Origin of the sequence: Streptomyces sp. NPDC020489 (assembly GCF_044386545.1) — a bacterium.
In the GTDB taxonomy this organism is placed as follows: Bacteria; Actinomycetota; Actinomycetes; order Streptomycetales; family Streptomycetaceae; genus Streptomyces.
Map to the genome: position 1 here is coordinate 661,682 of NZ_JBIRUZ010000003.1, position 24,719 is coordinate 686,400.

The following is a 24,719-nucleotide window of genomic DNA, read 5'->3' on the forward strand; positions in this document are numbered from 1 at the left end:
TTTTCGGCAAGGCGCGAGACCCCGATTTGGGCCGCCGGGGACCGGGGTGGTTGGCTTGCCCCAGCCCCCGAGAACCAAGGTCCTGGAGGAAGCAATGGCGCAGGTCGAGGCCACCACGGAACGGGTCGTCGCAGCGGACGCGGAGAAGGTGTTCGACGCCCTCGCCGACTACAGCGGCACGCGCGCGAAGCTGCTGCCCGAGCACTTCAGCGAGTACGAGGTCCGCGAGGGCGGCGACGGTGAGGGCACCCTCGTCCACTGGAAGCTCCAGGCCACCAGCAAGCGGGTCCGTGACTGCCTGCTGGAGGTCACCGAGCCCACCGACGGCGAGCTCGTCGAGAAGGACCGCAACTCCTCCATGGTCACCACCTGGCGGGTCACCCCGGCCGGTGAGGGCAGGTCCCGCGTCGTCGTGACGACCGTCTGGAACGGTGCCGGCGGCATCGGCGGGTTCTTCGAGAGGACCTTCGCGCCCAAGGGCCTCGCCCGGATCTACGACCTCGTCCTGGACCGGCTCGCCACCGAGGTCGAGAAGTAAGTCCCCGGTGCGCGGGGGCCGTTGACCCCCTCACCGGATCGGGTGGATCTCCTCGGACCCGGTCGGTCTGCCGTAACTCGTCGCGCTTGCTCGTAGTTGTCGCTTTACGCGGGAATTGTGCGAGCGCGACGAGGGGAGCGGCACATGGGCGGGACCACTGCGGTGCGGGACGGGCTACGGGAGGCGGCCACCGAGCAACCCCCGCCACTTCCCGCCCCCCAACCCGTCCAGGCCGGCGAACCCGGCCCCCGCCGGGTGCGGTTGATCTTCTTCGCGCTGATGCTCGCGCTGCTCCTGGCCGCGCTGGAGCAGATGATCGTCGCCACCGCGCTGCCGAAGATCGTCGGTGAACTGCACGGCCTGGACAGGATGTCCTGGGCGATCACCGCCTATCTGCTCACCGCCACGATCGGTCTGCCGATCTACGGCAAGCTCGGCGACCTCCTCGGCCGCAAGGGCGTCTTCCAGTTCGCGATCGTCGTCTTCATCGTCGGATCCGCCCTCGCCGGACGCGCCGGGACGATGGACCAGCTGATCGCCTTCCGCGCGGTGCAGGGCGTCGGGGCGGGCGGACTCATGATCGGCGTGCAGGCGATCATCGCCGACATCGTGCCCGCCCGGGAGCGCGGCCGGTTCATGGGACTGATCGGCGCCGCCTTCGGCCTCGCCTCCGTCGCCGGGCCGCTGCTCGGCGGGTACTTCACCGACCACCTCTCCTGGCGCTGGTGCTTCTACGTCAACGTCCCCTTCGGCCTCGTCACCCTGGCCGTCGTCACCGTCGTCCTCAAGCTCCCCAAGCCCACCGCGAAGCCCCGCCTCGACGTCCTCGGCGCGCTGCTGCTCGCCGCCGCCTCCACCTGCCTGGTGCTGCTGACCAGTTGGGGCGGCACCGAACACGCCTGGGACTCCCGCGTCATCCTGGGGCTCGGCGCGGGCGCGGTGGTCTCCACCGCGCTCTTCCTGGTCGCCGAGCACGTCGCGGCCGAACCCCTCATCCCGCTGCGGCTGTTCAGGGACTCCGTCTTCAACATCACCGCTGCCGTGGGCCTGGTGATCGGCGTCGCGCTCTTCGGGGCCGCGAGCTATCTGCCGACGTTCCTGCAGATGGTCGACGGGGCGAGCGCCACCGAGTCCGGTCTGCTGATGCTGCCCATGATGGGCGGCATCGTCGGCGCCTCGGTGATCTCCGGGCAGCTCATCAGCCACACCGGCCGCTACAAGGTCTACCCCGTCCTCGGCGGCGCCCTGTCCGTCCTCGGCATGTGGCTGCTCTCCCGCCTCCAGATCGACACGCCCCGGCTGCACTACAGCCTCTGGATGGCGGTCCTCGGCGCCGGTATCGGCATGGTGATGCCCGTCCTCATCCTCGCCGTGCAGAACTCCGTACGACCCGCCGACCTCGGCACGGCGACGAGCGCGAACAACTACTTCCGGCAGATCGGCGGATCCGTCGGCGCCGCGGTCTTCGGCACCCTCTTCGCGGACCGGCTCACCGACGCCCTCGCCGAACGCCTGCCCACCGCGACAGGACTGCCCGACGCCGAGTCCATCACACCCCAGCTCGTCCACGCGCTGCCGCCCGAGCTGCGCGACGCCTACATCCGCGCCTACGCCGACGCCATGCCGCGGATCTTCCTCTACCTCGTGCCGGTCCTCGTCCTCGGCCTGCTCATCGCCTTCTTCCTCAAGGAGAGACCCCTGGTGTCCCACAACGCCGCCGAAACCGAGCCCGCGCCCGTGAACACCCGGATCCCGCAGGCCCCTTCGGGCGGGGGGACCCCCCTCTCGCCTCGTTCGCACCACGTCGCCGGCATCCCGGTGTGCGGCACCGTCCAGCACCCCGACGGAACGGTCGTCCCGCGCGCGGCGCTCACCCTGATCGACGTCGTCGGGCAGCAGATCGGACGCGGGGCGAGCGGTGAGGACGGGCGGTACGCGCTGTCGACGCCCGGCTCGGGGGCGTACGTCCTGATCGCGGCGGCCGGCGGACACCAGCCGCAGGCCGTGTCCGTGACCGTGGGCGAGCGGCCGGTGGAGCTCGACGTCGTCCTCGGCGGCGCCGGGCGCCTCGCCGGAAGCGTGCGGACCGCGGACGGCACCCCGGTGCGCGAGGCCACCGTCACCCTCACCAACGTCCACGGCGAGGTCGTGGCCACCACCCGCACCGGACGCGAGGGCGGCTACGTCATCACCGAACTCGTCGCCGGCGAGTACACCCTCGCCGCCAGCGCCCCCGCCTTCCGCCCGGCCGCGCTGCCCGTCACCGTGCAGGCCTCCCGGGAGACCCGCCAGGACGTCGAACTCGCGGGCGGCGCCGTGCTGCGCGGCACCGTGCGGGCCGGCGGCGGGCGCCCCGTCGAGGACGCGCGCGTGACGCTGCTGGACGCGGCCGGCAACGTGGTCGACACCCTCACCACCGGCGCCGACGGCGCCTTCCGGTTCGTCGACCTGTCCTCCGGCGAGTACACCGTCATCGCGGCCGGCTACCCGCCCGTCGCCACGGTCCTGCGGATGGCGGGAGGGGGCCGCACCGAGCGGGATCTGCAACTCGGACACGAGGACTGAAAACCCGTCAGTAACCCCAACACGCCCCCAACCGGCAGGTTCCCGTCCGGACCAGGAGCGCGGGGGCGTACGCGGGTGTGATCGGCGCGGCCAATTCGCCTATTGCCGCACATCCCCACTGCGTGTGGCCCTACGGTGGACCGAGCGGCACAGATCTTGCGGAGCCGTGGGGAGAAAGGGCCTGGGCCATGGCAAACGGCAACGACCGTGGCACCGAGAGGGAAGCACCTCCCAGCCGCGGAGCCGGGAACGGCGCGGTGGAGCAGGTCGCGGCCGGGCGTATTCCCCTGGCCGTGGTCGTGGTGGACCGCGGCGCTCTCGTGTCCCACTGGAGCACGGGCGCGCGACGGCTGTTCGGCGTCGGCAAGGAAGAGGCGATCGGCCGCCCCGCGATCGACCTGCTGCCCGTCTCCGGTGCCCTGCCCGAGCCCGACGAGCCCGCGCCGTACGGCGTGTACGCGGCCTACGACGGACTCGGACCCGACCTGGAGTCGTCCCTCGACGGCGGGCTGTCCTACCCGGCCGCGGGCCGCGCCCGCCTGACCGTCGCCGAGCCCGACCGGCTGGACGTGCTGTGGTGGGCGTACCCCCTGGTCGGCCCGGGGCGCGAGCGGCTGCTGGTGCTCGCCGCCGACGCGGCGGACCTGCACGCCGGCGGACCGGGCGAGGAGATCCCCGGTGAGCGCATCGCGCCCGCCTTCGCGCTGCACACCGACTTCCCGGGCGCCGAGGAGCTGGCCCGGCGCCTGCCCGAGATCCTGCCCAGCATGAGCGTCGAGGAAAGCGCGCGCATCGTCGCCCAGGTCCTCGAACTGGGCTATCCGGTCCTGGAGTTCAGCCAGAGCGACCGGGTGCCCGTCACCCCCGACTGGGGCGTGCCGCGCCGTGTCGAGCGCAAGGCGCGCCGGGAGCGGGCCGCGCGGGCCGCGGCCCAGGGGCTGCCCGTCCCGCGGGAACTCTCCGACGAGGTGGAGGACCTCGAGTACGCGGCGGTCCGCGAGCGGCTGGAGTTTCTCAACGAGGTCAGCGGCCGGATCGGCACCTCCCTCGACCTGTCGCGGACCATCGTCGAGGTCAGCCGCGCCGTCGTGCCGCGCTTCACCGACGTCGCCGGCACCTACCTGCGCGAACAGGTCGTCGCCGGCGAGGGGTTCCCCGAGGGCGTGCCGGACACCACCACCATGTGGCACCGGGTCGCCCTGGAGCACACCGACGAGCCCGGCCGCTGGGACGACGTCGTGCCGGTCGGCGAGGCCATGCCGTTCCCGGCGCACACCCCGTTCTTCCAGTGCATGACCAGCGGCGAACCCGTCCTCGTGCCGCGCATCAGCGAGCAGATGGGGCACGCCATCGCCTCACAGTTCGAAAAGCGCGACATCCGGCCGCTGATCACCGGCCGCTCGATGCTGGTCGTACCGCTCAAGGCACGCAACGTCGTCCTCGGCTTCATGATCCTGCTCAGGCACCCGGAGCGCGTCGAGTTCAACGACATGGACCGCGTCACCGGAGCCGAACTCGCCGCCCGCTCGGGCCTCGTGCTCGACAACGCGCGCATGTACACCTACCAGGAGTCGGTCGCCGAGACCCTCCAGGACAGCATGCTGCCGCACATTCCGCCGCGCATGGCGGGTTGCGACATCGCCACCCGCTATCTGCCGGGCACCCTGCTCGGCCGGGTCGGCGGCGACTGGTTCGACTCCGTCAAGCTGCCCGGCGCCCGCACCGCCCTCGTCGTCGGCGACGTCATGGGCCACGGCCTGAACTCGGCCGCCATGATGGGCCAGTTGAGGACGGCCGTACAGACCATGGCGGCCCTCGACCTGCCCCCTGCCCGGCTGCTGCGCAACCTCGACGACCTCGCCCAGCGGCTCGGCGACACCTACCTCGCCACCTGCCTGTACGCCGTGTACGACCCGATCGCCGGCGAACTGGACATCGCCAACGCCGGCCACATCCCGCCGGTGATCGTGCACGCCGGGGACGGCCGCAGCGAGCTCCTCGACCTGCCCACGGGCGCGCCCATCGGCGTCGGCGGGGTGGCCTTCGAGTCGGTGCGCGTGCCCGTGCGGCCCGGCGACCGGCTGGTCATGTGCACCGACGGCCTGGTCGAGGTGCGCGGTGAGGACATCGGCGTCGGCCTGGCGACCCTGTGCGAGTCCGCCGCTCACCCCGCCGCCTCCATGGACGACGCCTGCGACACCATCATCCGCGCCCTCGCCGCGACCTTCTCGGAAGAGGGCCGCGGCGGACGCAAGGACGACGTCGCCCTGCTGATGGCCCGGCTCAACGGCATCGAGCCCGACGACGTCGCCGAGTGGCGGCTCTCCCTGGACCCCCTGGAGGTCGGCCGGGCGCGCTCCGTGGTGCGTGAGCAGCTCCACGACTGGGGCCTGGCCCGGCTGGTCGACACGGCCGAGCTGATGGTCGGCGAACTCGTCACCAACGCCGTGCGGCACTCCCACAGCCGCCCGGTCGAGCTGCGTCTGGTGCGGGGCGACACCCTGCTGTGCGAGGTGGAGGACGACGACCACGACCTGCCGACCCTGCTGAGCGCCGGCCCCGAGGACGAGTTCGGGCGCGGTCTGCGCGTCGTCACCACGCTCGCCCGGGAGTGGGGCACGAGCCGAACGAAGACCGGCAAGACCGTCTGGTTCGAACTGACGTTGCCGCGGCGCTGACCGATCCCGGGGCACACAGGGGGCGAGGGCGTGGCCGAGGCGCACGCCGCGTGAAGGTATGCGCCGCACGCTTGTAGGCGCGACCAGGGCGCGATAGACCGTACTGGCCCGTCACACGCGGCGGGTCGCGGTCGCATCCTGGGGAGTTGGGCATGAGCATCACGAGTCGGTACCGGGAGGCCTGGGAGGGCTTCTGGCGGGAGGCCCCCGGCGGGCAGGGAGCGGTGCTCTGGGACGCGGAGCCCACGGTGACGGCCGGTCTGCACCTCGCCCTGTTCGAGCCCTTCGTGAGCGACCCGGTCCTGCCGCTGGTCGACCTGGGCTGCGGCAACGGCACCCAGACCCGTTTCCTCGCCGACCGGTTCGCCCACGTCCTCGGCGTCGACCTGTCGGAGGCGGCGATCGACCGTGCCCGGCAGGCCGATCCGGCCGGACAGGCCGCCTACCGGGTGCTGGACGCCGTCGAGAAGGACGAGGCGGCGGCGCTGCACGCGGAGCTCGGCGACAGCAACGTCTACATGCGAGGGGTGCTCCACCAGTGCGAGCCCGACGACCGGCAGCCGCTGATGGACGGGGTCGCCACCCTCCTCGGTGAGCGCGGCCGGGGCTTCCTCGTGGAGCTGTCCGAGGCCGCCAAGCCGATTCTGCTGGGCCTCGCCCAGGGGGCCGACGGCCCGCCGCCCAAGCTGGCACCGATCTTCCGGCACGGCATCGCGCCCGGAGAGGTCTCCGACGACACGGTGCCGCACTACGTGCGCGCCGCCGGGCTCACCGTCCTCGCCGGCGGTGAACTGCCGCTGGCGACCACGGATCACGCCCCCGACGGCACTCGTATCGAGCTGCCCTCGAAGTGGCTGGTGGTGGGGCGTACGGCCTGAGGGGCGCCCGGCATTGGTCTAGGCCGGTGAGAGTTATCCACAGGCCTGCCGGGATGCGGCGGAACCGCGTAGCGTGAGTCGGCATGAAGATCCTCATCAGCGCCGACATGGAGGGCGCCACGGGCGTCACCTGGCCGGCCGACGTGCTGCCGGGGACGCCGCAGTGGGAGCGGTGCCGTTCGATGTTCACCTCGGACGTGAACGCCGCCGTGCTGGGCTTCTTCGACGGCGGCGCCGACGAGGTGGTGGTCAACGAGGCGCACTGGACCATGCGCAACCTCCTCCTGGAGCACCTCGACGACCGGGCCGAGATGCTCACCGGCCGGCACAAGTCGCTGTCCATGGTGGAGGGCGTGCAGCACGGCGACGTGGACGGCATCGCGTTCGTCGGCTACCACGCGGGCGCGGGCGCCGAGGGCGTCCTCGCCCACACCTACCTCGCCAACTCCATCACCGGGGTGTGGCTGAACGACGTCCGGGCGAGCGAGGGCCTGCTCAACGCGCACGTGGTCGCCGAGTACGGTGTCCCGGTCGTCCTCGTCACCGGTGACGACGTGGCCTGCGAGGACGCCCTCGGGTACGCGCCCGAGGCGCTGAAGGTCGCCGTCAAGGACCATGTCTCCCGGTACGCGGCGGTGTGCCGGACACCCGCGCGGACGGCCGCCGACATCCGTGCGGCGGCCAAGGAGGCGGCCGGGCTGGCGGTGCGTCACCCACCCGTGCGGGGCGGGCCGTTCACGATCGTCCTGGAGTTCGACGCCGAGCATCTGGCCCTGGCCGCGACCGTGGTCCCGGGCGTGGACCGGGTCGGCGAACGGAAGGTGGGGTACACAAGCGCCACCATGTACGAGGGCATTCGCACCTTCAAGGCGGTCACCACGATCGCCTCGGCCGCGGTGGAGGAGCAGTATGGCTGACGCACAGGCATTGGACGAGGTCGTGACCTACACCTCCGACCTCATCCGTGTCGACACCACGAACCGGGGCGGCGGCGACTGCCGGGAGCGGCCCGCCGCCGAGTACGCGGCCGAACGGCTGACCGAGGCGGGCCTCGACCCCGTGCTGCTCGAACGCACCACGGGCCGTACCAACGTCGTGGCGCGCATCGAGGGCACCGACCCCTCGGCGGACGCACTGCTCGTCCACGGTCATCTGGACGTGGTGCCCGCCGAGGCGCGCGACTGGAGCGTGCACCCGTTCTCCGGCGAGATCCGCGACGGCGTGGTCTGGGGCCGGGGCGCGGTCGACATGAAGAACATGGACGCGATGATCCTCGCCGTCGTCCGGTCCTGGGCCCGCGAAGGGGTGCGGCCCCGCCGGGACATCGTCCTCGCCTTCACCGCCGACGAGGAGGCCAGCGCCGAGGACGGCTCCGGGTTCCTCGCCGACCGGCACCCCGGGCTCTTCGAGGGCTGCACCGAGGGCGTCAGCGAGTCCGGGGCGTTCACCTTCCACGACGGCGCCGGGCGGCAGATCTACCCGATCGCGGCCGGCGAGCGGGGCACCAGCTGGCTGAAGCTCACCGCGCGCGGCCGGGCCGGACACGGCTCCAAGGTCAACACGGAGAACGCCGTCACCCGCCTGGCCGCCGCGGTCGCCCGCATCGGCGAGCACGAGTGGCCGCTGCGCCTCACCCCGACCGTCCGGGCCGCGCTCACCGAACTCGCCGCCCTGTACGGCATCGAGCCCGACCTGGACGACGTCGACGGACTGCTGGAGAAGCTCGGTCCGGCGGCCGAGCTCGTCGAGGCGACCGTGCGCAACAGCGCCAACCCGACCATGCTGGAGGCCGGGTACAAGCTCAACGTGGTCCCGGGCGAGGCCGTGGCCTACGTCGACGGACGCTGTCTGCCCGGCGGCGAGGAGGAGTTCGGCGCCACCCTCGACCGGCTGACCGGGCCGGACGTCACCTGGGAGTTCCACCACCGCGAGGTGGCCCTCCAGGCGCCGCTCGACTCGGTGACGTACGCGAGGATGCGTGCCGCCGTCGAGGAGTTCGCGCCGGAGGGACACGTGGTGCCGTACTGCATGTCCGGGGGCACCGACGCCAAGCAGTTCTCGCGGCTCGGCATCACCGGCTACGGATTCTCGCCGCTGAAGCTTCCGGAGGGCTTCGACTACCAGGCCCTCTTCCACGGGGTGGACGAGCGGGTCCCGGTCGAGGCACTGCACTTCGGCGTCCGGGTCCTCGACCGTTTCCTGCGCACGGCCTGAGCGACTGGGGGAGAAGTGGAGACGCTGCCGTACGGGTCCTGGCCCTCACCGATCGACGCGGCCCTGGCCGCCGCGCACGACGGGCACCCCGAGTTCGCGGGCTTCGTCGGCGACGAGGTCTGGTGGACCGAGCCACGCCCCGCCGAGGGCGGCCGGCGCACGCTGCTGCGGCGCCGTGTCGACGGCGTGGTCGAGCCGGTGCTGCCCGCGCCGTGGGACGTGCGCAGCCGGGTCATCGAGTACGGCGGACAGCCCTGGGCGGGCGCGGTCGTGGCCGGCGAACCCCTGGTGGTCTTCGTCGACTTCGCCGACCAGCGTCTGTACCGCCACACGCCGGGCGGCGACCCCAGACCCCTCACCCCGGTCTCCCCGGTGGGCGGCGGGCTGCGCTGGGCGGACCCGGTGCTGGTCCAGGACCGCGGCGAGGTGTGGTGCGTACTGGAGGAGTTCACCGGTGACGGGCCCAGCGACGTGCGGCGCGTCCTGGCCGCCGTTCCGCTGGACGGCTCGGCCGCCCAGGACCGGGACGCGGTACGCGAACTGGCCCCCGACCGGCACCGGTTCCTGACCGGCCCCCGGCTCGCCCCCGACGGGCGGCGCGCGGCCTGGCTGGCCTGGGACCACCCGCGGATGCCGTGGGACGGCACCGAGCTGGTGCTCGCGGACGTCCGGGACGACGGCACCCTCGGCGGGGCCCGGACGGTCGCCGGCGGACCCGACGAGGCGATCGCCCAGGTGGACTGGGCCCACGACGGCGCCCTGCTGTACGCGAGCGACCGCACCGGCTGGTGGAACCTGTACCGCGACGGGGAGCCGCTGTGCCCGCGCGAGGAGGAGTTCGGCGGCCCGCTGTGGAAGCTGGGCCATCGCTGGTTCGCCCCGCTGGACAGCGGACTGATCGCCGTCGTGCACGGCCGCGGCGCCACCGCACTCGGGATCCTGGACCCCGAGACGGCCGAGGTCGTGGACGCGGCGGGCCCCTGGACCGAGTTCGCCCCCACGCTCGCGGTGCACGGAGAGCGGGTCGTCGGCGTCGGGGCCAGTCCGCGCAGCGCCCACGAACTGGTGGAGCTGGACACCCGGACCGGCCGGGCCCGGGTCATCGGCGCCGGCCACGACGACCCCGTGGACCCGGCGTACTACCCCGAGCCGCAGATCCGCACCTTCACCGGCCCCGCCGGCCGGGACGTCCACGCCCACATCTACCCGCCCCACCACCCGGCCTGTGTGGCGCCCGGCGACGAACTGCCGCCCTACGTGGTCTGGGCGCACGGCGGACCCACCAGCCGCGCCCCGCTCGTCCTCGACCTCGCGATCGCCTACTTCACCTCGCGGGGCATCGGCGTCGCCGAGGTCAACTACGGCGGCTCGACCGGGTACGGCCGGGAGTACCGCAACCGGCTGCGCGAGCAGTGGGGCGTGGTCGACGTCGAGGACTGCGCGGCCGTCGCGCAGGCCCTCGCCGGCGAAGGCACCGCCGACCCGGACCGGCTCGCGATCCGCGGCGGCAGCGCCGGTGGCTGGACCGCGGCGGCCTCCCTGGCCGGGACCGACGTCTACGCCTGCGGCACCATCGTGTACCCCGTCCTCGACCTGACCGGCTGGGGCGAGGGGGAGACCCACGACTTCGAGTCGCAGTACCTGGAGACCCTGGTCGGCCCGCTCGCCGAGGTGCCCGCGCGGTACGCGGAGCGCTCGCCCACCGAGCACGCCGACCGGGTCACCGCGCCCTTCCTGCTGTTGCAGGGCCTGGACGACGTGATCTGCCCGCCCGTCCAGTGCGAGCGGTTCCTCGCCCGGATGGCGGGGCGGCGAGTGCCGCACGCGTACATCGCGTTCGAGGGGGAGGGGCACGGATTCCGGCGGGCGGAGACGATGATCCGCTCGCTGGAGGCAGAACTCTCCCTGTACGCACAGGTCTTCGGCCTCACCCCGCCGGGCGTCTCGACATTGGAGCTGAGCAAGTGAAGGAACTCGTACGGCCGTCCCGGCTGGCCCCCGGCGCCCGGGTGGCCGTCGTCGCCCCCAGTGGACCGGTGCCCGAGGAGCGGTTGCAGGCCGGCCTGGACATCCTGCGCGGCTGGGACCTCGATCCGGTGCCGGCACCCCATGTGCTGGACCGGCACGGGGAGTTCGACTACCTGGCGGGCACGGACGCGGACCGGGTCGCCGACCTCCAGGCGGCCTGGTGCGACCCTTCCGTGGACGCGGTGCTGTGCGCACGGGGCGGGTACGGCGCGCAGCGGATGGTGGACCTGCTCGACTGGGACGCGATGCGGGCGGCCGGTCCCAAGGTGTTCGTCGGCTACAGCGACATCACCGCGCTGCACGAGGCGTTCGCCGTCCGGCTGGGCCTGGTCACACTGCACGGGCCGATGACGGCCGCCGTCGACTTCCTCAAGAACGCGCGGGCGCAGGACCACCTCAGGGCCACCCTCCTCGCGCCGGAGACGGTCCGCACGATCGCCTCCGGCGGTACCGCGCTGGTCCCCGGGCGGGCCCGGGGCGTCACCCTCGGCGGCTGTCTCTCCCTGCTCGCCGCGGACCGGGGCACCCCGCACGCCCGTCCCGGCGCGCGAGGCGGACTGCTGTGCCTGGAGGACGTGGGGGAGGGGACCTACCGCCTGGACCGCTCCCTGACCCAACTCCTGCGCGCGGGTTGGTTCGACGGGGTGCGCGGGGTGCTCCTCGGTTCGTGGGAGGAGTGCGATCCGTACGAGAGGGTGCGCGCCCTGCTGCTCGACAGGCTCGGCGGCCTCGGCGTGCCCGTGGCGGAGCAGTTCGGATTCGGGCACTGCGAAGGGGCGTTGACGATCCCGTTCGGGGTGGCGGCCGAACTCGACGCGGACCGGGGCACTTTGACGCTGGCGGAACCGGCGCTGCGTTGACGGCTCGGTGAGCCGGTGCGTGCCTGTAGGACCGTCGGACCAGGCCGGTGACCGTCGTGAGCGCGCGCTCGGCGGGACCGGGGTACGGAAAGCCGTCCGTGGGCGGTGGCTGGTCCGGGAGCAGTGACCGCCGTTCACCCGCAGGGCGGTCTCCGTCGCGCGGGCCGGGGGCTTCGGGCTCACCCTGGTCGCATGAGCCCGAAGACCTCCCAGAGCGGCACCACCACCGGCGAAAAGGGCGGCGGCGCGGTGACGCCCGCCCGGGTGGCCGTCCTGCTGCTCGCCCTCCTCGCCCTAGTCTTCATCTTCGAGAACACCCGCGCCACCAGGATCCGACTGCTGATCCCCGAGGTGACCATGCCCCTGTGGATGGCGCTGCTCGCCACGGGGGTCATCGGCGCCCTGTGCGGGGCGTACTTCATGAGGCGCCGGAGCTAGGGCCGGGCCGGGCGGCATCCGCTCCCCCGGGAGCGGCGCCCGGTGCGGCGCGAGGGCGGGCCGGGCGTCGGGCCGAGGTGTGAAGGCCGCCGGCCGTCGCGCCAGCGCCGGAGCCCGCCGCACTCAGCGCCGCCTGCCGCCGCACCCAGCGCCGGAGCCGCCGCGCCAGCGTCCGAGCCGCCGCCCCAGCGCCGGAGTCGCCGCACCCAGCTCCCGAGTCGCCGCACCCAGTGCCGGAGTCACCGCCCAGGGTCCGAGGCCACCGCACCAGAGCCGGAGCCGCCGCACCAGCCCCGAGCCGCAGCACCCAGTGCCGGAGCCCCCGCACCAGCGTCCGACCCCCCGCGCCCGCTCCCCGTCCGTCGTAAGGTGGCCGGATGGCGCACACCGCATCCGACTATCTCGTCGAGGGGCCCCGCGTGGGCATACGCCACATCACCTACGAGGACGGTGCCGAGTTCACCGCGCGGGCCCGGGAGAGCAAGGAACTGCACCAGCCGTGGCTGTTCCCGCCGGACAGCGCGGGCGCGTTCGCCGCGTACGCGGGCCGGCTGATCGAGGACCCGACCAAGGCCGGGTTCCTGGTCTGCGAGAAGGACGGGGAGCGGGGGGCGGGGGCCATCGCCGGGTTCATCAACATCAACAACATCGTCGAGGGCGCCTTCCTGTGCGGGGCGCTCGGCTACGGCGCCTTCGCGCACGCCGCCGGGCGCGGCCTGATGCGGGAGGGGCTCGGGATGGTGGTGCGGTACGCCTTCGGCGGGATGCGGCTGCACCGGCTCGAGATCAACGTGCAGCCCGGCAACGCCGCGTCGATCGCCCTCGCCCGCTCCTGCGGCTTCCGGCTGGAGGGCTTCTCGCCGAACATGCTCTACATCGACGGGGCGTGGCGGGACCACGAGCGGTGGGCCATCACCGCCGAGATGATCCGGAAGTGAGGCCGATGCGTACGCGAGTGGTTCTGGACGCCCCGTCCAACCTCGGGCTGCGCCCGCCCGCGCCGGGCACCGTCCCCGGCGTCTACAAGCTCGCCGGCGCCCTGCGCGAGCAGCGGCTGGTCCAGCGGCTCGGCGCCCTGGAGGGCGGGGTGGTGGTGCCGCCCCGCTACGACCTCGGTGACTGGCAGGAGGGCGACGGCGTGTTCAACGCGGCCGCGCTCGCCGCGTACACCGTGCGTCTCGCCGACCGCATCGAGCGGCATGTGCGGGCCGGGGAGTTCCCGGTGGTTCTCGGCGGTGACTGCTCCATCCAGCTCGGCGCCTCCCTCGCCCTGCGGCGCCTCGGCCGCTACGGACTGGCCGCGGTGGACGCCTCCGCCGACTTCCGCCACCCCGGCAACTCCGACCGGGTCGGCGCGGCAGGCGGGGAGGAGGTCGCCCTGGCCACCGGACGCGGCCAGGACGACCTCACGAACCTGGAGGGGCTGAAGCCCTATCTGCTCGACGAGGACGTACGACTCCTCGGCAACCGGGACGAGTTCGAGGACGACCGCGCCGAACTCGCCGCTCTCAAGATCCCCGTCGTCACCGTCGGCGACATCCGCGAATGGGGCGCGGACGCCCTCGCCCGGGCCACCGCGCAGGCCTTCGAGATCCCCGAACTCGCAGGATTCTGGGTGCACTTGGACGCCGACGTCCTCGACCCGTCCGTCATGCCCGCCGTGGACAGCCCCGACCCGAACGGCCTGCTGCCCGACGAACTCGTCGCCCTGCTGCGCCCGTTGCTCGCATCACCGCACTGCGTCGGGCTCAACGTGACCATCTACGACCCCGACCTGGACCCGGACGGCACCGCCGGCGCGCTCCTCGCCGACGTCGTGGTGTCCGCCTTTGCCCAATCCTGACCGGTGGCTCCCCTGTTCAGCTCCCCGGCGAGCGGCTTCCATGGCGATCGTGACGACGATCCGACGTGAGGTACTGACGCTGCCCGCAGCGGAGTTGGGCCCCGACAATCCGCTGCCCCCGCTGCGACCGCTCGACACGCTCCACCGCGTCGAGGAACGGGACGGCCTGCCGCGGGACATGGCCCGGCAGATCGAGTACGAGCCGCTGCGCAGCCTGCTGCCGGTGCACCTCAGGGACGGCTACGGACGGGCCCGTGCACCGCGTGCCCTCGCCGCCCTCGTGATCGAGAACGACCGGTTGCGGGTCACCGTGTTCCCGGGACTCGGCGGCCGGATCGCCTCCCTGCACCACAAGCCGACCGGCCGGGAACTGCTGTACCGCAACCCGGTGTTCCAGCCCGCCGCGTTCGCCCTCAACGGCGCCTGGTTCTCCGGCGGTATCGAATGGAACATCGGCGCCACCGGCCACACCACCCTCGCCTGCGCACCGCTGCACGCCGCCCGGGTGACCGCCCCCGACGGCGGTGAGATGCTGCGGCTGTGGGAGTGGGAGCGGCTGCGCGACCTGCCCTTCCAGGTCGACCTGTGGCTGCCGGAGGGGTCGGACTTCCTGTACGCGGGCGTCCGCATCCGCAATCCGCACGAGCGGCCCGTGCCGACCTACTGGTGGTCCAACACCGCCGTGCCGGAGGAACGCCGGGTGCACGTCCCCGCCGAGGAGGCCTGGAACTTCGGGTACGAGCGGCGCCTGCGCCGGGTGCCCGTCCCGTCGTACGACGAGATCCGGCGGCACCCGCACGCGGCGGACTACTTCTACGACCTTCCCGACGGGCGACGGCGCTGGATCGCCGCCCTGGACGACGACGGGTACGGGCTGGTGCAGACGTCCACGGACGTGCTGCGCGGACGGAAGCTGTTCGTGTGGGGCGCGGGTCCGGGCGGGCGGCGCTGGCAGGACTGGCTCACCGAACCCGGCAGCGGCGGCTACTGCGAGATCCAGGCGGGGCTCGCCCGCACCCAGTTGGAGCATGTGCGTCTGGACGCGGAGAGCGAGGTGGCGTGGCTGGAGGCGTACGGGCCGTTCTGGGCGCCCACGCAGAACGCCGGGGCGGTGGAGGCGCGGCTGGAACAGGTGCTGCCCCGGGCCGACGTCGAGGCCGCGTACGAGGCGTGGAAGCCGTGTGCCGACACCGAACCCGGCGAGGTCCTCGCCGCCGGATCCGGCTGGGGCGCCCTCGAAGTGCTGCGCGCCGACCGGAAGTTGCCCGGTACCCCCTTCACCGAGGACACCCTCGGCGAGGAGCAGGAGCCGTGGCTGGCGCTGCTGCGCGCCGGGGTGCTGCCGGAGCCGCGCCGGGTGCGGCCACCGGGCGGGACGCTGGTCGCCCCGCACTGGCGGGACATGCTGGAGACCGCGCCCGCCACCCCGCACACCGAGTACCACCTCGGCGTCGCCCAGTGGCACGCCGGCGACCGGGCGCAGGCGGTGCGCAGCTGGGAACGCGCGACTGAACTCGCTCCGTCCGTCTGGCCGTTGCTGCGCTGTCTGGCCGTGTCCGACCAGGAGGGCGGCAACCACGAGCGGGCCGCCGACCGGTACGCCGAGGCCTTCGACGACCTGTGCCGGGAGCGGCGCGACGCGGGCGAGGTGTGGACCGCGGCCACGGCGGCGCTGGGGCGCGAGGCGATCGAGGCGCTGCTCACGGCCCGGCGTCCGGCGGACGCGCGTGCGGTGTGGGAGCGGCTGCACCCGGGGACGCGGGCGCGCGGACGGTTCCGGTTCCTCGAGGCGCAGATCCTGGCCGCCGAGGGGCGGCGGGAGGAGGCGCGGGCCGTGTTCGAGGAGGGCTTCGAGGTCGCCGATCTGCGGGAAGGGGCGGAGGCGGTCGGGCGGCTGTGGGAGCGGGTGAGCGACGAACCGCTGCCGGCGCGCTACGACTTCCGTATGCGGTGACCGGCCTCCGGCAACCGGCGGCCCGTCCTGGCGCTCTCCTGCCGTCGGCGGTCTAACCCCGCTTGTCCACGTACTCGTACACCATCCCGTCGGGATGCATCGCGATCAGATTGCGCCCCACCGGCGTCCCCACCGGGCCCGCGACGATGTGCGCGCCGAGCTCGGTCAGCACCCGGTGGGCCTCGTCGACGTCCTTGACGGCGATGGTGGCCGCGACCTTGCGGAGGATCTCCAACTCCGCCTCGGGGCCGCTCATCAGGAGGAAGCAGCCGACGGCGGCCACCTGGACGCCGCCGCGTTCGAAGCGGAGGGCCGGACCGCCCGCGAGGCGTTCGTAGAAGGGGACCGCCGTCTCCAGGTCGTCGACGCAGACACGCAGCGTGGCTCCCAGAATGTCCATGCGGACGAGCCTAGTAGGGGCGAGCGGGGCAGGAGATCGTTTTCACGCGATCCCCATGGCCCTGCGGGGGAGGGGCGGCGGCAGGCCTCGGCCGCGTGTCCCGGCCGTCACGGAGCGCGTTATGCGTACGGGTGTGCGGGTACCCGGCGGGCATGGACCGCTTGGATCGTCTGGAGCACCTGGACAAGCACCTCGTCGACGAGTTGGCGCAGGTGGCACGCGAGACCGTGCGCGAGGAACTGCGCGAGCAGACGCGCAAGCAGCGCCGCAAGGCCATGCTCTACGGCGCGTCCGGCGCCGTCGCCCTCTACGCGGGTGCCGCCGTGGCCCTCGCCCTGGGGCTGGCCCTCGCCCTTGTCCTGCCCGACTGGGCCGCCGCCCTGATCACCGCGGCGGTCCTCGGGGTCGTCGCCTATGTGCTGCGCGGCGCCGCCCGGCCCTCCTCGTCCCGGCCCACCCCGGAGCGCGGGGCACGCGGCGAGGCGAGCCGTGACCACGTCATCGGCGGCTCGGCCCCGGGGATGCCGCCCGGCGGCACCGGGATGCCGTACCCGCCGATGCCGCCCGTCGCACCCGGCGGGGCCGGCGGAGCGGCCGGCGCCCCCGCCGTCGGTACCCCGGCGACCGGCACACCGGCTCCCGGCGCGCCGAAGCAGGACGACATCGACCCCGAGCAGCACCACCGGCGGTAACGCCCGGACCCGGGGTCGCACGAGGTCAAACCTGTGGGGCCGGCCGTAGGGCTACGACGACGGCGCCTACGGCCGTTTGACCGAGGCGCCGACCGGACTCACAGAGGCTTCACACGGTCCCGCAGCAGACAGAACTCGTTGCCCTCGGGGTCGGCCAGGACGTGCCAGCTCTCGGTGCCGGTTTGGCCGACGTCGGCGCGCCGGGCGCCCAGCGCCAGCAGCCGCTCCAACTCGGCGTCCTGGTCGCGGTCGGTGGCGCTGACGTCGAGGTGCAACCGGAGCTTCGCCGGCCGGGGGTCGGTCGTCGGGCTGAGGACGAGGGTGGGCAGCGGACCGCCGAAGCCGGTGCCGGGCGGGCCGATCGCGATGCTCCCATCGCTCTCCCGCTCCACCTCGACGTAGCCGAGGACGCCGCTCCAGAACGCGGCCAGCAGTTCGGGATCCGCGGCGTCGATGACCAGTTCACTGATGCGGCATGCCATGACCGCCACCGTACGAGACGGCCATGACCGGCACGCCAGGGAGACGGCCGCGCCGGGATCGCGTCCGAGGCGATGCCCCGGCGGCGGCCGAGACCGCGTACGTCAGTCCTGCTGGAGCTGGGGCAGCACCTTGGTGCGGTAGAAGTCGAAGAAGCCGCGCTGGTCGGGGCCGATCTGGTTGACGTAGACCCGGTCGAAGCCGGCGTCGGCGAACGCGGACAGGGCCGCCACGTGCTCGTCGACGTCGTCCCCGCACACCGCCTTCTCGCGCACCATCTCCTCGGTGACGAGCGGCTGGAGCTGCTCGAAGTGGCTCGGCGAGGGCAGGATCTGCGCCATCTCACCGGGCAGGAACTGGTTCCCCCACAGCCGGTGCACGGTCCGTACCGCCTCGTCGCGGTCCGTGCCGTAGCAGACCTTGGTGCCGCCGCTGACGAGCTTGGCGCCCCCGCCGCCCTTGCGGAACTGGGTCACCATCGACTCGTCCGGGGTCATCGTGATGTACCCGTCGCCGATCCGGGACGCGAGCGCGGTGGCCGCCGGACCGAAGCCGGAGATGTCGATCGGCACGGGCTCGTCGGGGACGGTGTAGAGGCGGGCGTTCTCCACCGTGTAGTGCGTGCCGTGGTGGTTGACCTCCTCGCCGGTGAAGAGCCGGCGCATGATCTGGATCGACTCCTCCAGCATCTCCAGGCGGATGTGCGCGGGCGGCCAGACATGGCCCAGGATGTGCTCGTTGAGGGCCTCGCCGCTGCCCACCCCCAGCCGGAAGCGGCCGTCCGTCATCACCGCCGTGGTCGCCGCGGCCTGCGCCACGACCGCCGGGTGCGTGCGCACGGTCGGGCACGTCACCGCCGTCTCCACCGGCAGCGACACCGCCTCCGAGAGCGCGCCGAGGACCGACCAGACGAACGGGCTCTGGCCCTGGGCGTCGTTCCACGGGTGGAAGTGGTCCGAGATCCACAGGGAGCGGAACCCGGCCTGTTCGGCCATCCTCGCCTGCTCGACGAGGTCTGCGGGGCCGAACTCCTCGCAGGACAGGAAATAGCCGTACTCGGGCATGGTGGTACCTCCAACAGCTGTGCGACGGCCGAGTCCGGGTACCCGGCGGCGGCGACGGAAACCGGCTGACGCCGGGCCGAGTGCGCGGGGGGCCGGGGCAGACGTTTGGGCCACCCGGCCAGGGGGACGCGGAAGGCTGCCGAGGTACGCGAAAGCCCCGGAGGCGCACTGTGAGTCGACCCCGCATCGTGATCATCGGCGCCGGGTTCGCCGGGTACCGAGCGGCCAGAGAACTCTCCCGGAAGGCCCGGGGGAGGGCCGAGATCACCCTGCTGAACCCGACCGACTACTTCCTGTACCTGCCCCTGCTGCCCCAGGTCGCCGCCGGGATCCTGGAGCCACGCCGGGTCACCGTCTCCCTGTCGGGCACCCTGCCCCGGGTGCGGCTGATGCTCGGCGAGGCCGACGCCGTCGACCTCGACGCGCGCACCGTCCACTACACCGACCCCGAGGGCGGCGAGGGCACGCTGGCCTACGACCGGCTGGTGCTGGCCGCCGGCAGCGTCAACAAGCTGCTGCCCGTTCCCGGCGTGGCCGAACACGCCCATGGCTTCCGCGGGTTGCCGGAGGCGCTGTACCTGCGCGACCACGTGACCCGGCAGATGGAACTCGCCGCCGTCGCCGACGATCCCGGGACCTGCGCGGCCCGGCGCACCTTCGTGGTGGTCGGCGCGGGCTACACCGGCACCGAGGTCGCCGCGCACGGGCAGCTGTTCACCGACGCCCAGGTCCGCGGGCGCCCGCAGCGGGAGGGCATGCGACCGCGCTGGCTGCTGCTCGACATCGCGCCCCGGGTGCTGCCCGAACTGGACGAGCGCCTCTCCCGCACCGCCGATCGCACGCTCCGGGAGCGGGGCGTGGAGGTGCGCATGGGGACGTCCGTGAAGGAGGCCACGTCGAGGGGGGTGCTGCTGACCGACGGCGAGTTCGTCGAGACGCGCACCCTCGTGTGGTGCGTGGGGGTACGGCCCGATCCGCTCGCCGCATCGCTCGGGCTGCCGATGGAGCACGGTCGGCTGCTGGTCGACCCCCAGCTGCGGGTGCCGGGCCGGCCCGAGGTGTTCGCCTGCGGTGACGCGGCCGCGGTGCCGGATCTTCAGGAGCCGGGGCAGTACACACCGATGACCGCCCAGCACGCCTGGCGGCAGGGACGCACGGTCGCCCACAACGTCGCCGCCTCCCTCGGGGACGGCACCAGCCGGGCCTACGCGCACCGGGACCTGGGGTTCGTCGTGGACCTGGGCGGTGCGAAGGCCGCCGCCAACCCGCTGCACGTCCCGCTGTCCGGGTGGGCGGCCGGCGCGGTGACCCGCGGCTACCACCTCGCCGCGATGCCCGGCAACCGGGTCCGGGTCGCCGCGGACTGGCTGCTGGACGCCGTACTGCCCCGGCAGGCCGTCCAGTTGGGCCTCGTCCGCTCCTGGTCGGTCCCGCTGGACACGGCGTCCCCCGAAGTCCCGCGTGCCCGGCCACCAGCCCGCGACGAACCGACCCGGCGGTGAGCCTGCCGGGAACCGCCCCGGCGCTGAAGGCGCCGAGAACCCCGGTCCGGGTGCCCGCCCCGCCGACGGTCCCGACCAGCGCCCCGACCGTCCCGACCGTCCCCGTCACCCCGACCGCTCCGCCACCTCCGCCTCCGTAGAGGGAGACTCATGAAGACCGCCGAACTCGTGGACCTGGGACAGCAGTTGCGCGTGGACAGCGTGCGCGCCGCCGACGCCGCGGGCTCCGGGCACCCCACCTCGTCGATGTCCGCCGCCGACCTGATGGCCGTCCTGCTCGCCCATCACCTCCGCTACGACTTCGACCGTCCCGCCCACCCCGGCAACGACCGCTTCGTGCTGTCCAAGGGGCACGCGTCGCCCCTGCTGTACGCCTCCTACAAGGCCGTCGGCGCGATCGACGACGCCGAGCTGGTCACCTTCCGCCGGCTGGGCAGCCGACTGGAGGGCCACCCCACGCCCCGCAGACTGCCGTGGGTGGAGACCGCCACCGGGTCGCTCGGGCAGGGGCTGCCCGTCGGGGTCGGGATCGCGCTCGCCGGCAAGCGGCTGGAGCGCACCGGGTACCGGGTGTGGGTGCTGTGCGGGGACAGCGAGCTCGCCGAGGGCTCCGTGTGGGAGGCCGCCGAGCACGCCGCGCACGAGCACCTCGACAACCTCACGCTGATCGTCGACGTCAACCGGCTCGGCCAGCGCGGACCCACCCGGCACGGCCACGACCTGGACGCCTACGCCCGCCGCTTCCAGGCCTTCGGCTGGCACACCGTCGAGGTGGACGGCCATGACGTGGACGCCGTCGACCGCGCGTACGGCGAGGCGGCCTCCACCTCCGGACAGCCCACCGCGATCCTCGCCCGCACCCTCAAGGGCAAGGGCGTCGAGGCCGTCCAGGACCGAGAGGGCCTGCACGGCAAGCCGCTGCCCGACGCCGAGCAGGCCATCGCCGAACTCGGCGGCCCCCGCGACCACCGCGTCCGGGTCCAGGAACCGCCCGCCACCCGCATGCTGCACGCCGTACGCGCCGGGCACCTGGAACTGCCCAGGTGGGAGAAGGGATCCGAGGAGAAGACCGCCACCCGGGACGCCTACGGACAGGCACTCGCCGCCCTCGGCGCCGCGCGCGGTGACGTGGTCGCCCTCGACGGCGAGGTGAGCGACTCCACGCGCGCGGAGGCCTTCGCCAAGGAACACCCCGACCGGTTCTTCGAGTGCTACATCGCCGAGCAGCAGATGGTCGCCGCGGCCGTCGGGCTCGCCGCACGCGGGTTCGTGCCGTACGCCTCCACCTTCGCGGCCTTCCTCACGCGCGCGTACGATGTCGTCCGCATGGCCGCCGTCAGCGGTGCCGGCATCAACCTGGTCGGCTCGCACGCGGGCGTCGCCATCGGACAGGACGGGCCCTCGCAGATGGGCCTGGAGGACCTGGCGATGATGCGGGCGGTGCACGGCTCGACCGTGCTCTACCCCTGCGACCCCAACCAGACCGCACAGCTCGTCGCCGCCATGGCGGGCCTGGAGGGCATCCGCTACCTGCGCACCTCGCGCGGCGGCGGCCCGGCGATCTACGGGCCCGACGAGGAGTTCCCGATCGGTGGCTCCAAGGTGCTGCGCTCCTCGGACCGGGACCGCCTGACGATCGTCGCGGCGGGCGTCACCGTGCCCGAGGCGCTGGCCGCGGCCGACGCGCTGGACGGGCAGGGCATCGCCGTGCGCGTCGTCGACCTGTACTCCGTCAAGCCCGTCGACCGGGCCACCCTGCGCCAGGCCGCCGAGGAGACCGGCTGTCTGATGACCGTGGAGGACCACCACGAGGAGGGCGGCCTGGGCGACGCCGTCCTCGACGCGTTCAGCGACGGCCGACCGGTGCCGCGCCTGGTGCGCCTGGCCGTCCGCTCGATGCCGGGATCGGCCTCGCCCGCAGAGCAGCTGCACGCCATGGGCATCGACGCCGAGTCCGTCGCGGCCGCCGTACGGCTGCTGGTGGAGGAGGCGATCGTACGGTGAGCGCGGACGCCGCTCGGACGGTGCGGGCCGGGCGCCGCACCGTCGAGGTGCACCGGCCGGACAAGGTGCTCTTCCCGGGTGGCAGGGCGGGCAAGGAGTACACCAAGTCCGACCTGGTCGACTACTACCGGGCCGTCGCCCCGTTCATGCTGCCCCATCTGCGCGGGCGCCCGCTGATGCTGGAACGGCTCCCGGACGGCGTGGGCGGTCCGACGTTCATGCAGAAGAACACCCCGGAGTCCTACCCGGACTGGGTCGAGCGCGTCGAGGTGCCCAAGGAGGGCGGCACGGTCTGTCACACCGTGTGCGGCGACACCGCCACCCTCGTCCACCTCGCCGACCAGGCCTGTGTGACCCTGCACCGCTGGCTGTCCCGCGTCGGACGCCTCGAGCGGCCCGACCGGATGGTCTTCGACCTCGACCCCTCCGGCGACGACTTCGCCCCGGTGCGCGAGGCGGCCGTCCTGCTGGCGGAGCTGCTCGACGAGCTGAAGCTGCCCTCGGCGCTGATGACCACCGGCTCGCGCGGCCTGCACGTGGTGGTGCCGGTGAACGGGCACGACGACTTCGACGAGGTGCGCGCGTTCGCCCGGGACGTCGCGGACACCCTGGTCGAGGCCCATCCGGAGAAGTTCACCACCGCCGCCCGCAAGAAGGACCGCGGCGACCGCCTCTACCTGGACATCCAGCGCAACGGCTACGCCCAGACCGCGGTCGCCCCCTACACCGTCCGCGCCAAGCCGGGCGCCCCCGTCGCCACCCCCATGGCCTGGGCCCAGTTGGACGATCCCGGTCTCGACGCCCGCCGTTGGAGCATCGAGGACGCCGTCGAGCAGGCCCGCACCCAGCCGTGGGCCGGTGTGCTGACCAAGGGTCGCGCTCTCGGACCCGCCCGGCGCAGGCTCGACGCGTTGCGTGGATGATCCGTGCAGCTCTGAGAGGTTTGGCGAACGGACTTGCGGCCACCCGAGGTTAAGAGGTGGCCATGACGAACACTAAAGACACATCAGATACACAAGACTCACAGGAATCACCCGAGAAGGCGGAAAAGGACACAGCGGTGGACCGGCCGAACCCCATGCAGGTGCTGCGCCAGGCGCGCACCCAGCTGGAGGAACTCACCGGCATGGTCGCCGAGTCGGTGTCGTCCTTCGAGCAGAGCGAGGACGGCTGGTCCCTGGAGATCGAGGTCATGGAACTCTCCAGGGTTCCGGACACGATGAGCCTGATGGCCAGTTACCAGGTCGAGTTGGACCCGGAGGGCCAGCTGACCGGCTATCGGCGCGTGCGTCGTTACGAACGCGGACGTGCCGACTCGCACCGGGGCCGTTAGGCCCGTCCTTCACTTCCCGCCACACCCACAGACTAAGGAGGCGCGGTCGGCATGACCGTTGTTCCGGCACAGCAGAGCGGCGGCGGAGGCGGCAGCAGTGGCCTCTATGACGTTCTGGAGTTGGTCCTCGACCGGGGTCTGGTCATTGACGCGTTCGTACGGGTCTCCCTGGTAGGCATCGAGATCCTCAAGATCGACATTCGTGTCGTCGTCGCCAGCGTCGACACCTATCTGCGCTTCGCCGAGGCGTGCAACCGCCTCGACCTGGAGGCCGGCCCGCGCAAGAGCCCCGGCCTGCCCGATCTCGTGGGCGAGATAACCGAGTCCGGCGCCCGCGGCAAGTCCAAGGGCGCGCTGTCCGGCGCCGCGCAGACCGTCTCCGACGCGTTCAAGCAGGCGCGCGAGGACAGCGAGACCGAACGGCGGCCGCGGGCCCGCAAGACGACGACCTCGCGCCGGAAGGAGGAGCAGGAATGAGCACGTACGTCTACGGCATCACCGACGGTTCCCGGGACAAGCTGCCCGACGGCATGGACGGGGTCGGCGACCCGCCGCTGCCGGTGCGCATCCTCAAGGCCGGCGACCTCGCGGCCGTCGTCAGCGACGCGCCCGAGGGGCTGCGGCCCAAGCGCAAGGACCTGCTCGCGCACCAGAACGTGCTCGCCGAGTTCGGCTCCGGCGGCTGTGTGCTGCCGATGCGGTTCGGCAGCATCGCGCCGGACGACGACACCGTCACGAACGTCCTCGCCGAGCGCGCCGAGCACTACAAGGAACGGCTCAGGGCCCTGGACGGCAAGGTCGAGTACAACGTCAAGGCCACGCACGACGAGGAGGCCGTCCTGCACCGCGTGATGGCCGAGAACCCCGACCTGCGTGCCCAGACCGAGGCCAACCGGCAGGCCGGCGGCGGCTCCTACGAGGAGAAGCTCAGGCTCGGCGAGATGGTGGTCGCCGCCGTGAAGGCCCGGGAAGCGGCGGACGCCGCCGAGGTGCAGCGCGACCTCGCGGCCGTCTCGGCCGCGGTCAGCGCCGGCCCGGAGTCCACCGGCTGGCTCGCCAACGTGTCGTTCCTGGTGGATCGCGACGCGGCTGAGACCTTCCTGGCCTCGGTGGAGCAGGTCCGCTCCTCCCATCCGCATCTGGAGCTGCGGGTCAACGGCCCGCTGCCGCCGTACAGCTTCGTCGAGCCCGGTTCCGCCGAGCCCGCGGGCGCCACGGCCGGTGCGGAGAGTTCGGGAGAGTGAGGTC

The 24,719-nt window shown here is 73.1% G+C and carries 22 protein-coding genes; 19 read left to right on the top strand and 3 right to left on the bottom strand.

From position 1 onward, the window contains the following. Nucleotides 1-94 precede the first annotated feature (94 nt). The 12 genes from ACH41F_RS09960 to ACH41F_RS10015 all read left to right on the top strand — a co-directional run bounded on the left by ACH41F_RS09960 (nt 95) and on the right by ACH41F_RS10015 (nt 15,996). Nucleotides 95-538 carry an SRPBCC family protein gene (locus ACH41F_RS09960; protein WP_391239327.1) on the top strand — a complete coding sequence of 148 codons (444 nt, stop codon included), beginning with the start codon at nt 95-97 and terminating at the stop codon, nt 536-538. A gap of 144 nt (nt 539-682) precedes the next feature. Beyond that, complete coding sequence (locus ACH41F_RS09965; protein WP_391239330.1) at nt 683-3,103, top strand: DHA2 family efflux MFS transporter permease subunit; 2,421 nt, start codon at nt 683-685, stop codon at nt 3,101-3,103. 188 nt (nt 3,104-3,291) lie between these two features. Continuing rightward, nucleotides 3,292-5,781 (top strand): SpoIIE family protein phosphatase, encoded by a 2,490-nt coding sequence (locus ACH41F_RS09970; RefSeq protein ID WP_398834160.1) that lies wholly within the window; start codon nt 3,292-3,294, stop codon nt 5,779-5,781. 152 nt (nt 5,782-5,933) lie between these two features. Continuing rightward, nucleotides 5,934-6,659 (top strand): class I SAM-dependent methyltransferase, encoded by a 726-nt coding sequence (locus ACH41F_RS09975; RefSeq protein WP_398834162.1) that lies wholly within the window; start codon nt 5,934-5,936, stop codon nt 6,657-6,659. 83 nt (nt 6,660-6,742) lie between these two features. Further along, nucleotides 6,743-7,576, top strand: a complete 834-nt coding sequence (locus tag ACH41F_RS09980; protein ID WP_398834164.1) for a M55 family metallopeptidase — start codon at nt 6,743-6,745, stop codon at nt 7,574-7,576. Further along, nucleotides 7,569-8,873, top strand: coding sequence for a M20/M25/M40 family metallo-hydrolase (locus ACH41F_RS09985; RefSeq protein ID WP_398834166.1), 1,305 nt, complete (start codon nt 7,569-7,571; stop codon nt 8,871-8,873). Before ACH41F_RS09980 ends, ACH41F_RS09985 begins: the two co-directional genes overlap by 8 nt. A 15-nt stretch (nt 8,874-8,888) precedes the next feature. Beyond that, on the top strand, nt 8,889-10,841 hold the full coding sequence (locus tag ACH41F_RS09990) for a prolyl oligopeptidase family serine peptidase (RefSeq protein ID WP_398834168.1): 1,953 nt from the start codon (nt 8,889-8,891) through the stop codon (nt 10,839-10,841). Continuing rightward, the gene (locus ACH41F_RS09995) at nt 10,838-11,761 is read left to right on the top strand and encodes an LD-carboxypeptidase (protein WP_398834170.1); all 924 of its coding nucleotides are present in this window, start codon (nt 10,838-10,840) and stop codon (nt 11,759-11,761) included. The genes ACH41F_RS09990 and ACH41F_RS09995 overlap by 4 nt, the downstream gene beginning before the upstream one ends. 192 nt (nt 11,762-11,953) lie before the next feature. Then, entirely contained in the window at nt 11,954-12,199 is a 246-nt protein-coding gene (locus tag ACH41F_RS10000) for a LapA family protein (RefSeq protein ID WP_391239353.1), read from the top strand. 377 nt (nt 12,200-12,576) lie between these two features. Then, nucleotides 12,577-13,137, top strand: a complete 561-nt coding sequence (locus ACH41F_RS10005; RefSeq protein WP_391239356.1) for a GNAT family N-acetyltransferase — start codon at nt 12,577-12,579, stop codon at nt 13,135-13,137. Between the two features lie 5 nt (nt 13,138-13,142). Then, complete coding sequence (locus ACH41F_RS10010; protein WP_391239359.1) at nt 13,143-14,042, top strand: arginase family protein; 900 nt, start codon at nt 13,143-13,145, stop codon at nt 14,040-14,042. Between the two features lie 40 nt (nt 14,043-14,082). Beyond that, nucleotides 14,083-15,996, top strand: coding sequence for a DUF5107 domain-containing protein (locus tag ACH41F_RS10015; protein ID WP_398834173.1), 1,914 nt, complete (start codon nt 14,083-14,085; stop codon nt 15,994-15,996). A gap of 52 nt (nt 15,997-16,048) precedes the next feature. Here the strand turns inward: ACH41F_RS10015 and ACH41F_RS10020 are convergent, their stop codons facing one another. Further along, nucleotides 16,049-16,396 carry a VOC family protein gene (locus tag ACH41F_RS10020; protein ID WP_398834175.1) on the bottom strand — a complete coding sequence of 116 codons (348 nt, stop codon included), beginning with the start codon at nt 16,394-16,396 and terminating at the stop codon, nt 16,049-16,051. Between the two features lie 152 nt (nt 16,397-16,548). Here ACH41F_RS10020 and ACH41F_RS10025 point away from each other — a divergent pair, with 152 nt between their 5' ends. After that, the gene (locus ACH41F_RS10025) at nt 16,549-17,088 is read left to right on the top strand and encodes a phage holin family protein (RefSeq protein WP_391239369.1); all 540 of its coding nucleotides are present in this window, start codon (nt 16,549-16,551) and stop codon (nt 17,086-17,088) included. A 98-nt stretch (nt 17,089-17,186) separates the two neighbouring features. Here the strand turns inward: ACH41F_RS10025 and ACH41F_RS10030 are convergent, their stop codons facing one another. Together ACH41F_RS10030 and ACH41F_RS10035 are read right to left on the bottom strand one after the other, a co-directional pair. Beyond that, nucleotides 17,187-17,570, bottom strand: coding sequence for a VOC family protein (locus ACH41F_RS10030; RefSeq protein ID WP_391239371.1), 384 nt, complete (start codon nt 17,568-17,570; stop codon nt 17,187-17,189). A gap of 102 nt (nt 17,571-17,672) precedes the next feature. Further along, nucleotides 17,673-18,632, bottom strand: coding sequence for an LLM class F420-dependent oxidoreductase (locus ACH41F_RS10035; RefSeq protein WP_398834178.1), 960 nt, complete (start codon nt 18,630-18,632; stop codon nt 17,673-17,675). A 170-nt stretch (nt 18,633-18,802) separates the two neighbouring features. Between ACH41F_RS10035 and ACH41F_RS10040 the strand changes: the two genes are divergently transcribed. The 6 genes from ACH41F_RS10040 to ACH41F_RS10065 all read left to right on the top strand — a co-directional run bounded on the left by ACH41F_RS10040 (nt 18,803) and on the right by ACH41F_RS10065 (nt 24,715). After that, entirely contained in the window at nt 18,803-20,134 is a 1,332-nt protein-coding gene (locus ACH41F_RS10040; protein WP_398834180.1) for an NAD(P)/FAD-dependent oxidoreductase, read from the top strand. 150 nt (nt 20,135-20,284) lie between these two features. Further along, nucleotides 20,285-22,138 (top strand): transketolase, encoded by a 1,854-nt coding sequence (locus ACH41F_RS10045; protein ID WP_398834182.1) that lies wholly within the window; start codon nt 20,285-20,287, stop codon nt 22,136-22,138. Further along, nucleotides 22,135-23,061, top strand: a complete 927-nt coding sequence (gene ligD, locus ACH41F_RS10050) for a non-homologous end-joining DNA ligase (RefSeq protein WP_398834184.1) — start codon at nt 22,135-22,137, stop codon at nt 23,059-23,061. Before ACH41F_RS10045 ends, ligD begins: the two co-directional genes overlap by 4 nt. A 62-nt stretch (nt 23,062-23,123) precedes the next feature. Further along, on the top strand, nt 23,124-23,471 hold the full coding sequence (locus ACH41F_RS10055; RefSeq protein WP_391239386.1) for a gas vesicle protein GvpO: 348 nt from the start codon (nt 23,124-23,126) through the stop codon (nt 23,469-23,471). A 51-nt stretch (nt 23,472-23,522) separates the two neighbouring features. Beyond that, nucleotides 23,523-23,948 (top strand): gas vesicle protein GvpJ, encoded by a 426-nt coding sequence (locus ACH41F_RS10060; RefSeq protein ID WP_391239389.1) that lies wholly within the window; start codon nt 23,523-23,525, stop codon nt 23,946-23,948. Further along, complete coding sequence (locus tag ACH41F_RS10065; protein ID WP_391239391.1) at nt 23,945-24,715, top strand: GvpL/GvpF family gas vesicle protein; 771 nt, start codon at nt 23,945-23,947, stop codon at nt 24,713-24,715. The genes ACH41F_RS10060 and ACH41F_RS10065 overlap by 4 nt, the downstream gene beginning before the upstream one ends. Nucleotides 24,716-24,719 lie beyond the last annotated feature (4 nt).

What these genes read in the sequence shown, in the direction of transcription:
- ACH41F_RS09960 (WP_391239327.1), top strand. Translation starts at nt 95, where the DNA reads ATGGCGCAGGTCGAGGCCACCACGGAACGGGTCGTCGCAGCGGACGCG.
- ACH41F_RS09965 (WP_391239330.1), top strand. Translation starts at nt 683, where the DNA reads ATGGGCGGGACCACTGCGGTGCGGGACGGGCTACGGGAGGCGGCCACC.
- ACH41F_RS09970 (WP_398834160.1), top strand. Translation starts at nt 3,292, where the DNA reads ATGGCAAACGGCAACGACCGTGGCACCGAGAGGGAAGCACCTCCCAGC.
- ACH41F_RS09975 (WP_398834162.1), top strand. Translation starts at nt 5,934, where the DNA reads ATGAGCATCACGAGTCGGTACCGGGAGGCCTGGGAGGGCTTCTGGCGG.
- ACH41F_RS09980 (WP_398834164.1), top strand. Translation starts at nt 6,743, where the DNA reads ATGAAGATCCTCATCAGCGCCGACATGGAGGGCGCCACGGGCGTCACC.
- ACH41F_RS09985 (WP_398834166.1), top strand. Translation starts at nt 7,569, where the DNA reads ATGGCTGACGCACAGGCATTGGACGAGGTCGTGACCTACACCTCCGAC.
- ACH41F_RS10000 (WP_391239353.1), top strand. Translation starts at nt 11,954, where the DNA reads ATGAGCCCGAAGACCTCCCAGAGCGGCACCACCACCGGCGAAAAGGGC.
- ACH41F_RS10005 (WP_391239356.1), top strand. Translation starts at nt 12,577, where the DNA reads ATGGCGCACACCGCATCCGACTATCTCGTCGAGGGGCCCCGCGTGGGC.
- ACH41F_RS10010 (WP_391239359.1), top strand. Translation starts at nt 13,143, where the DNA reads ATGCGTACGCGAGTGGTTCTGGACGCCCCGTCCAACCTCGGGCTGCGC.
- ACH41F_RS10015 (WP_398834173.1), top strand. Translation starts at nt 14,083, where the DNA reads ATGGCGATCGTGACGACGATCCGACGTGAGGTACTGACGCTGCCCGCA.
- ACH41F_RS10020 (WP_398834175.1), bottom strand. Translation starts at nt 16,396, where the DNA reads ATGGACATTCTGGGAGCCACGCTGCGTGTCTGCGTCGACGACCTGGAG.
- ACH41F_RS10025 (WP_391239369.1), top strand. Translation starts at nt 16,549, where the DNA reads ATGGACCGCTTGGATCGTCTGGAGCACCTGGACAAGCACCTCGTCGAC.
- ACH41F_RS10030 (WP_391239371.1), bottom strand. Translation starts at nt 17,570, where the DNA reads ATGGCATGCCGCATCAGTGAACTGGTCATCGACGCCGCGGATCCCGAA.
- ACH41F_RS10035 (WP_398834178.1), bottom strand. Translation starts at nt 18,632, where the DNA reads ATGCCCGAGTACGGCTATTTCCTGTCCTGCGAGGAGTTCGGCCCCGCA.
- ACH41F_RS10045 (WP_398834182.1), top strand. Translation starts at nt 20,285, where the DNA reads ATGAAGACCGCCGAACTCGTGGACCTGGGACAGCAGTTGCGCGTGGAC.
- ACH41F_RS10055 (WP_391239386.1), top strand. Translation starts at nt 23,124, where the DNA reads ATGACGAACACTAAAGACACATCAGATACACAAGACTCACAGGAATCA.
- ACH41F_RS10060 (WP_391239389.1), top strand. Translation starts at nt 23,523, where the DNA reads ATGACCGTTGTTCCGGCACAGCAGAGCGGCGGCGGAGGCGGCAGCAGT.
- ACH41F_RS10065 (WP_391239391.1), top strand. Translation starts at nt 23,945, where the DNA reads ATGAGCACGTACGTCTACGGCATCACCGACGGTTCCCGGGACAAGCTG.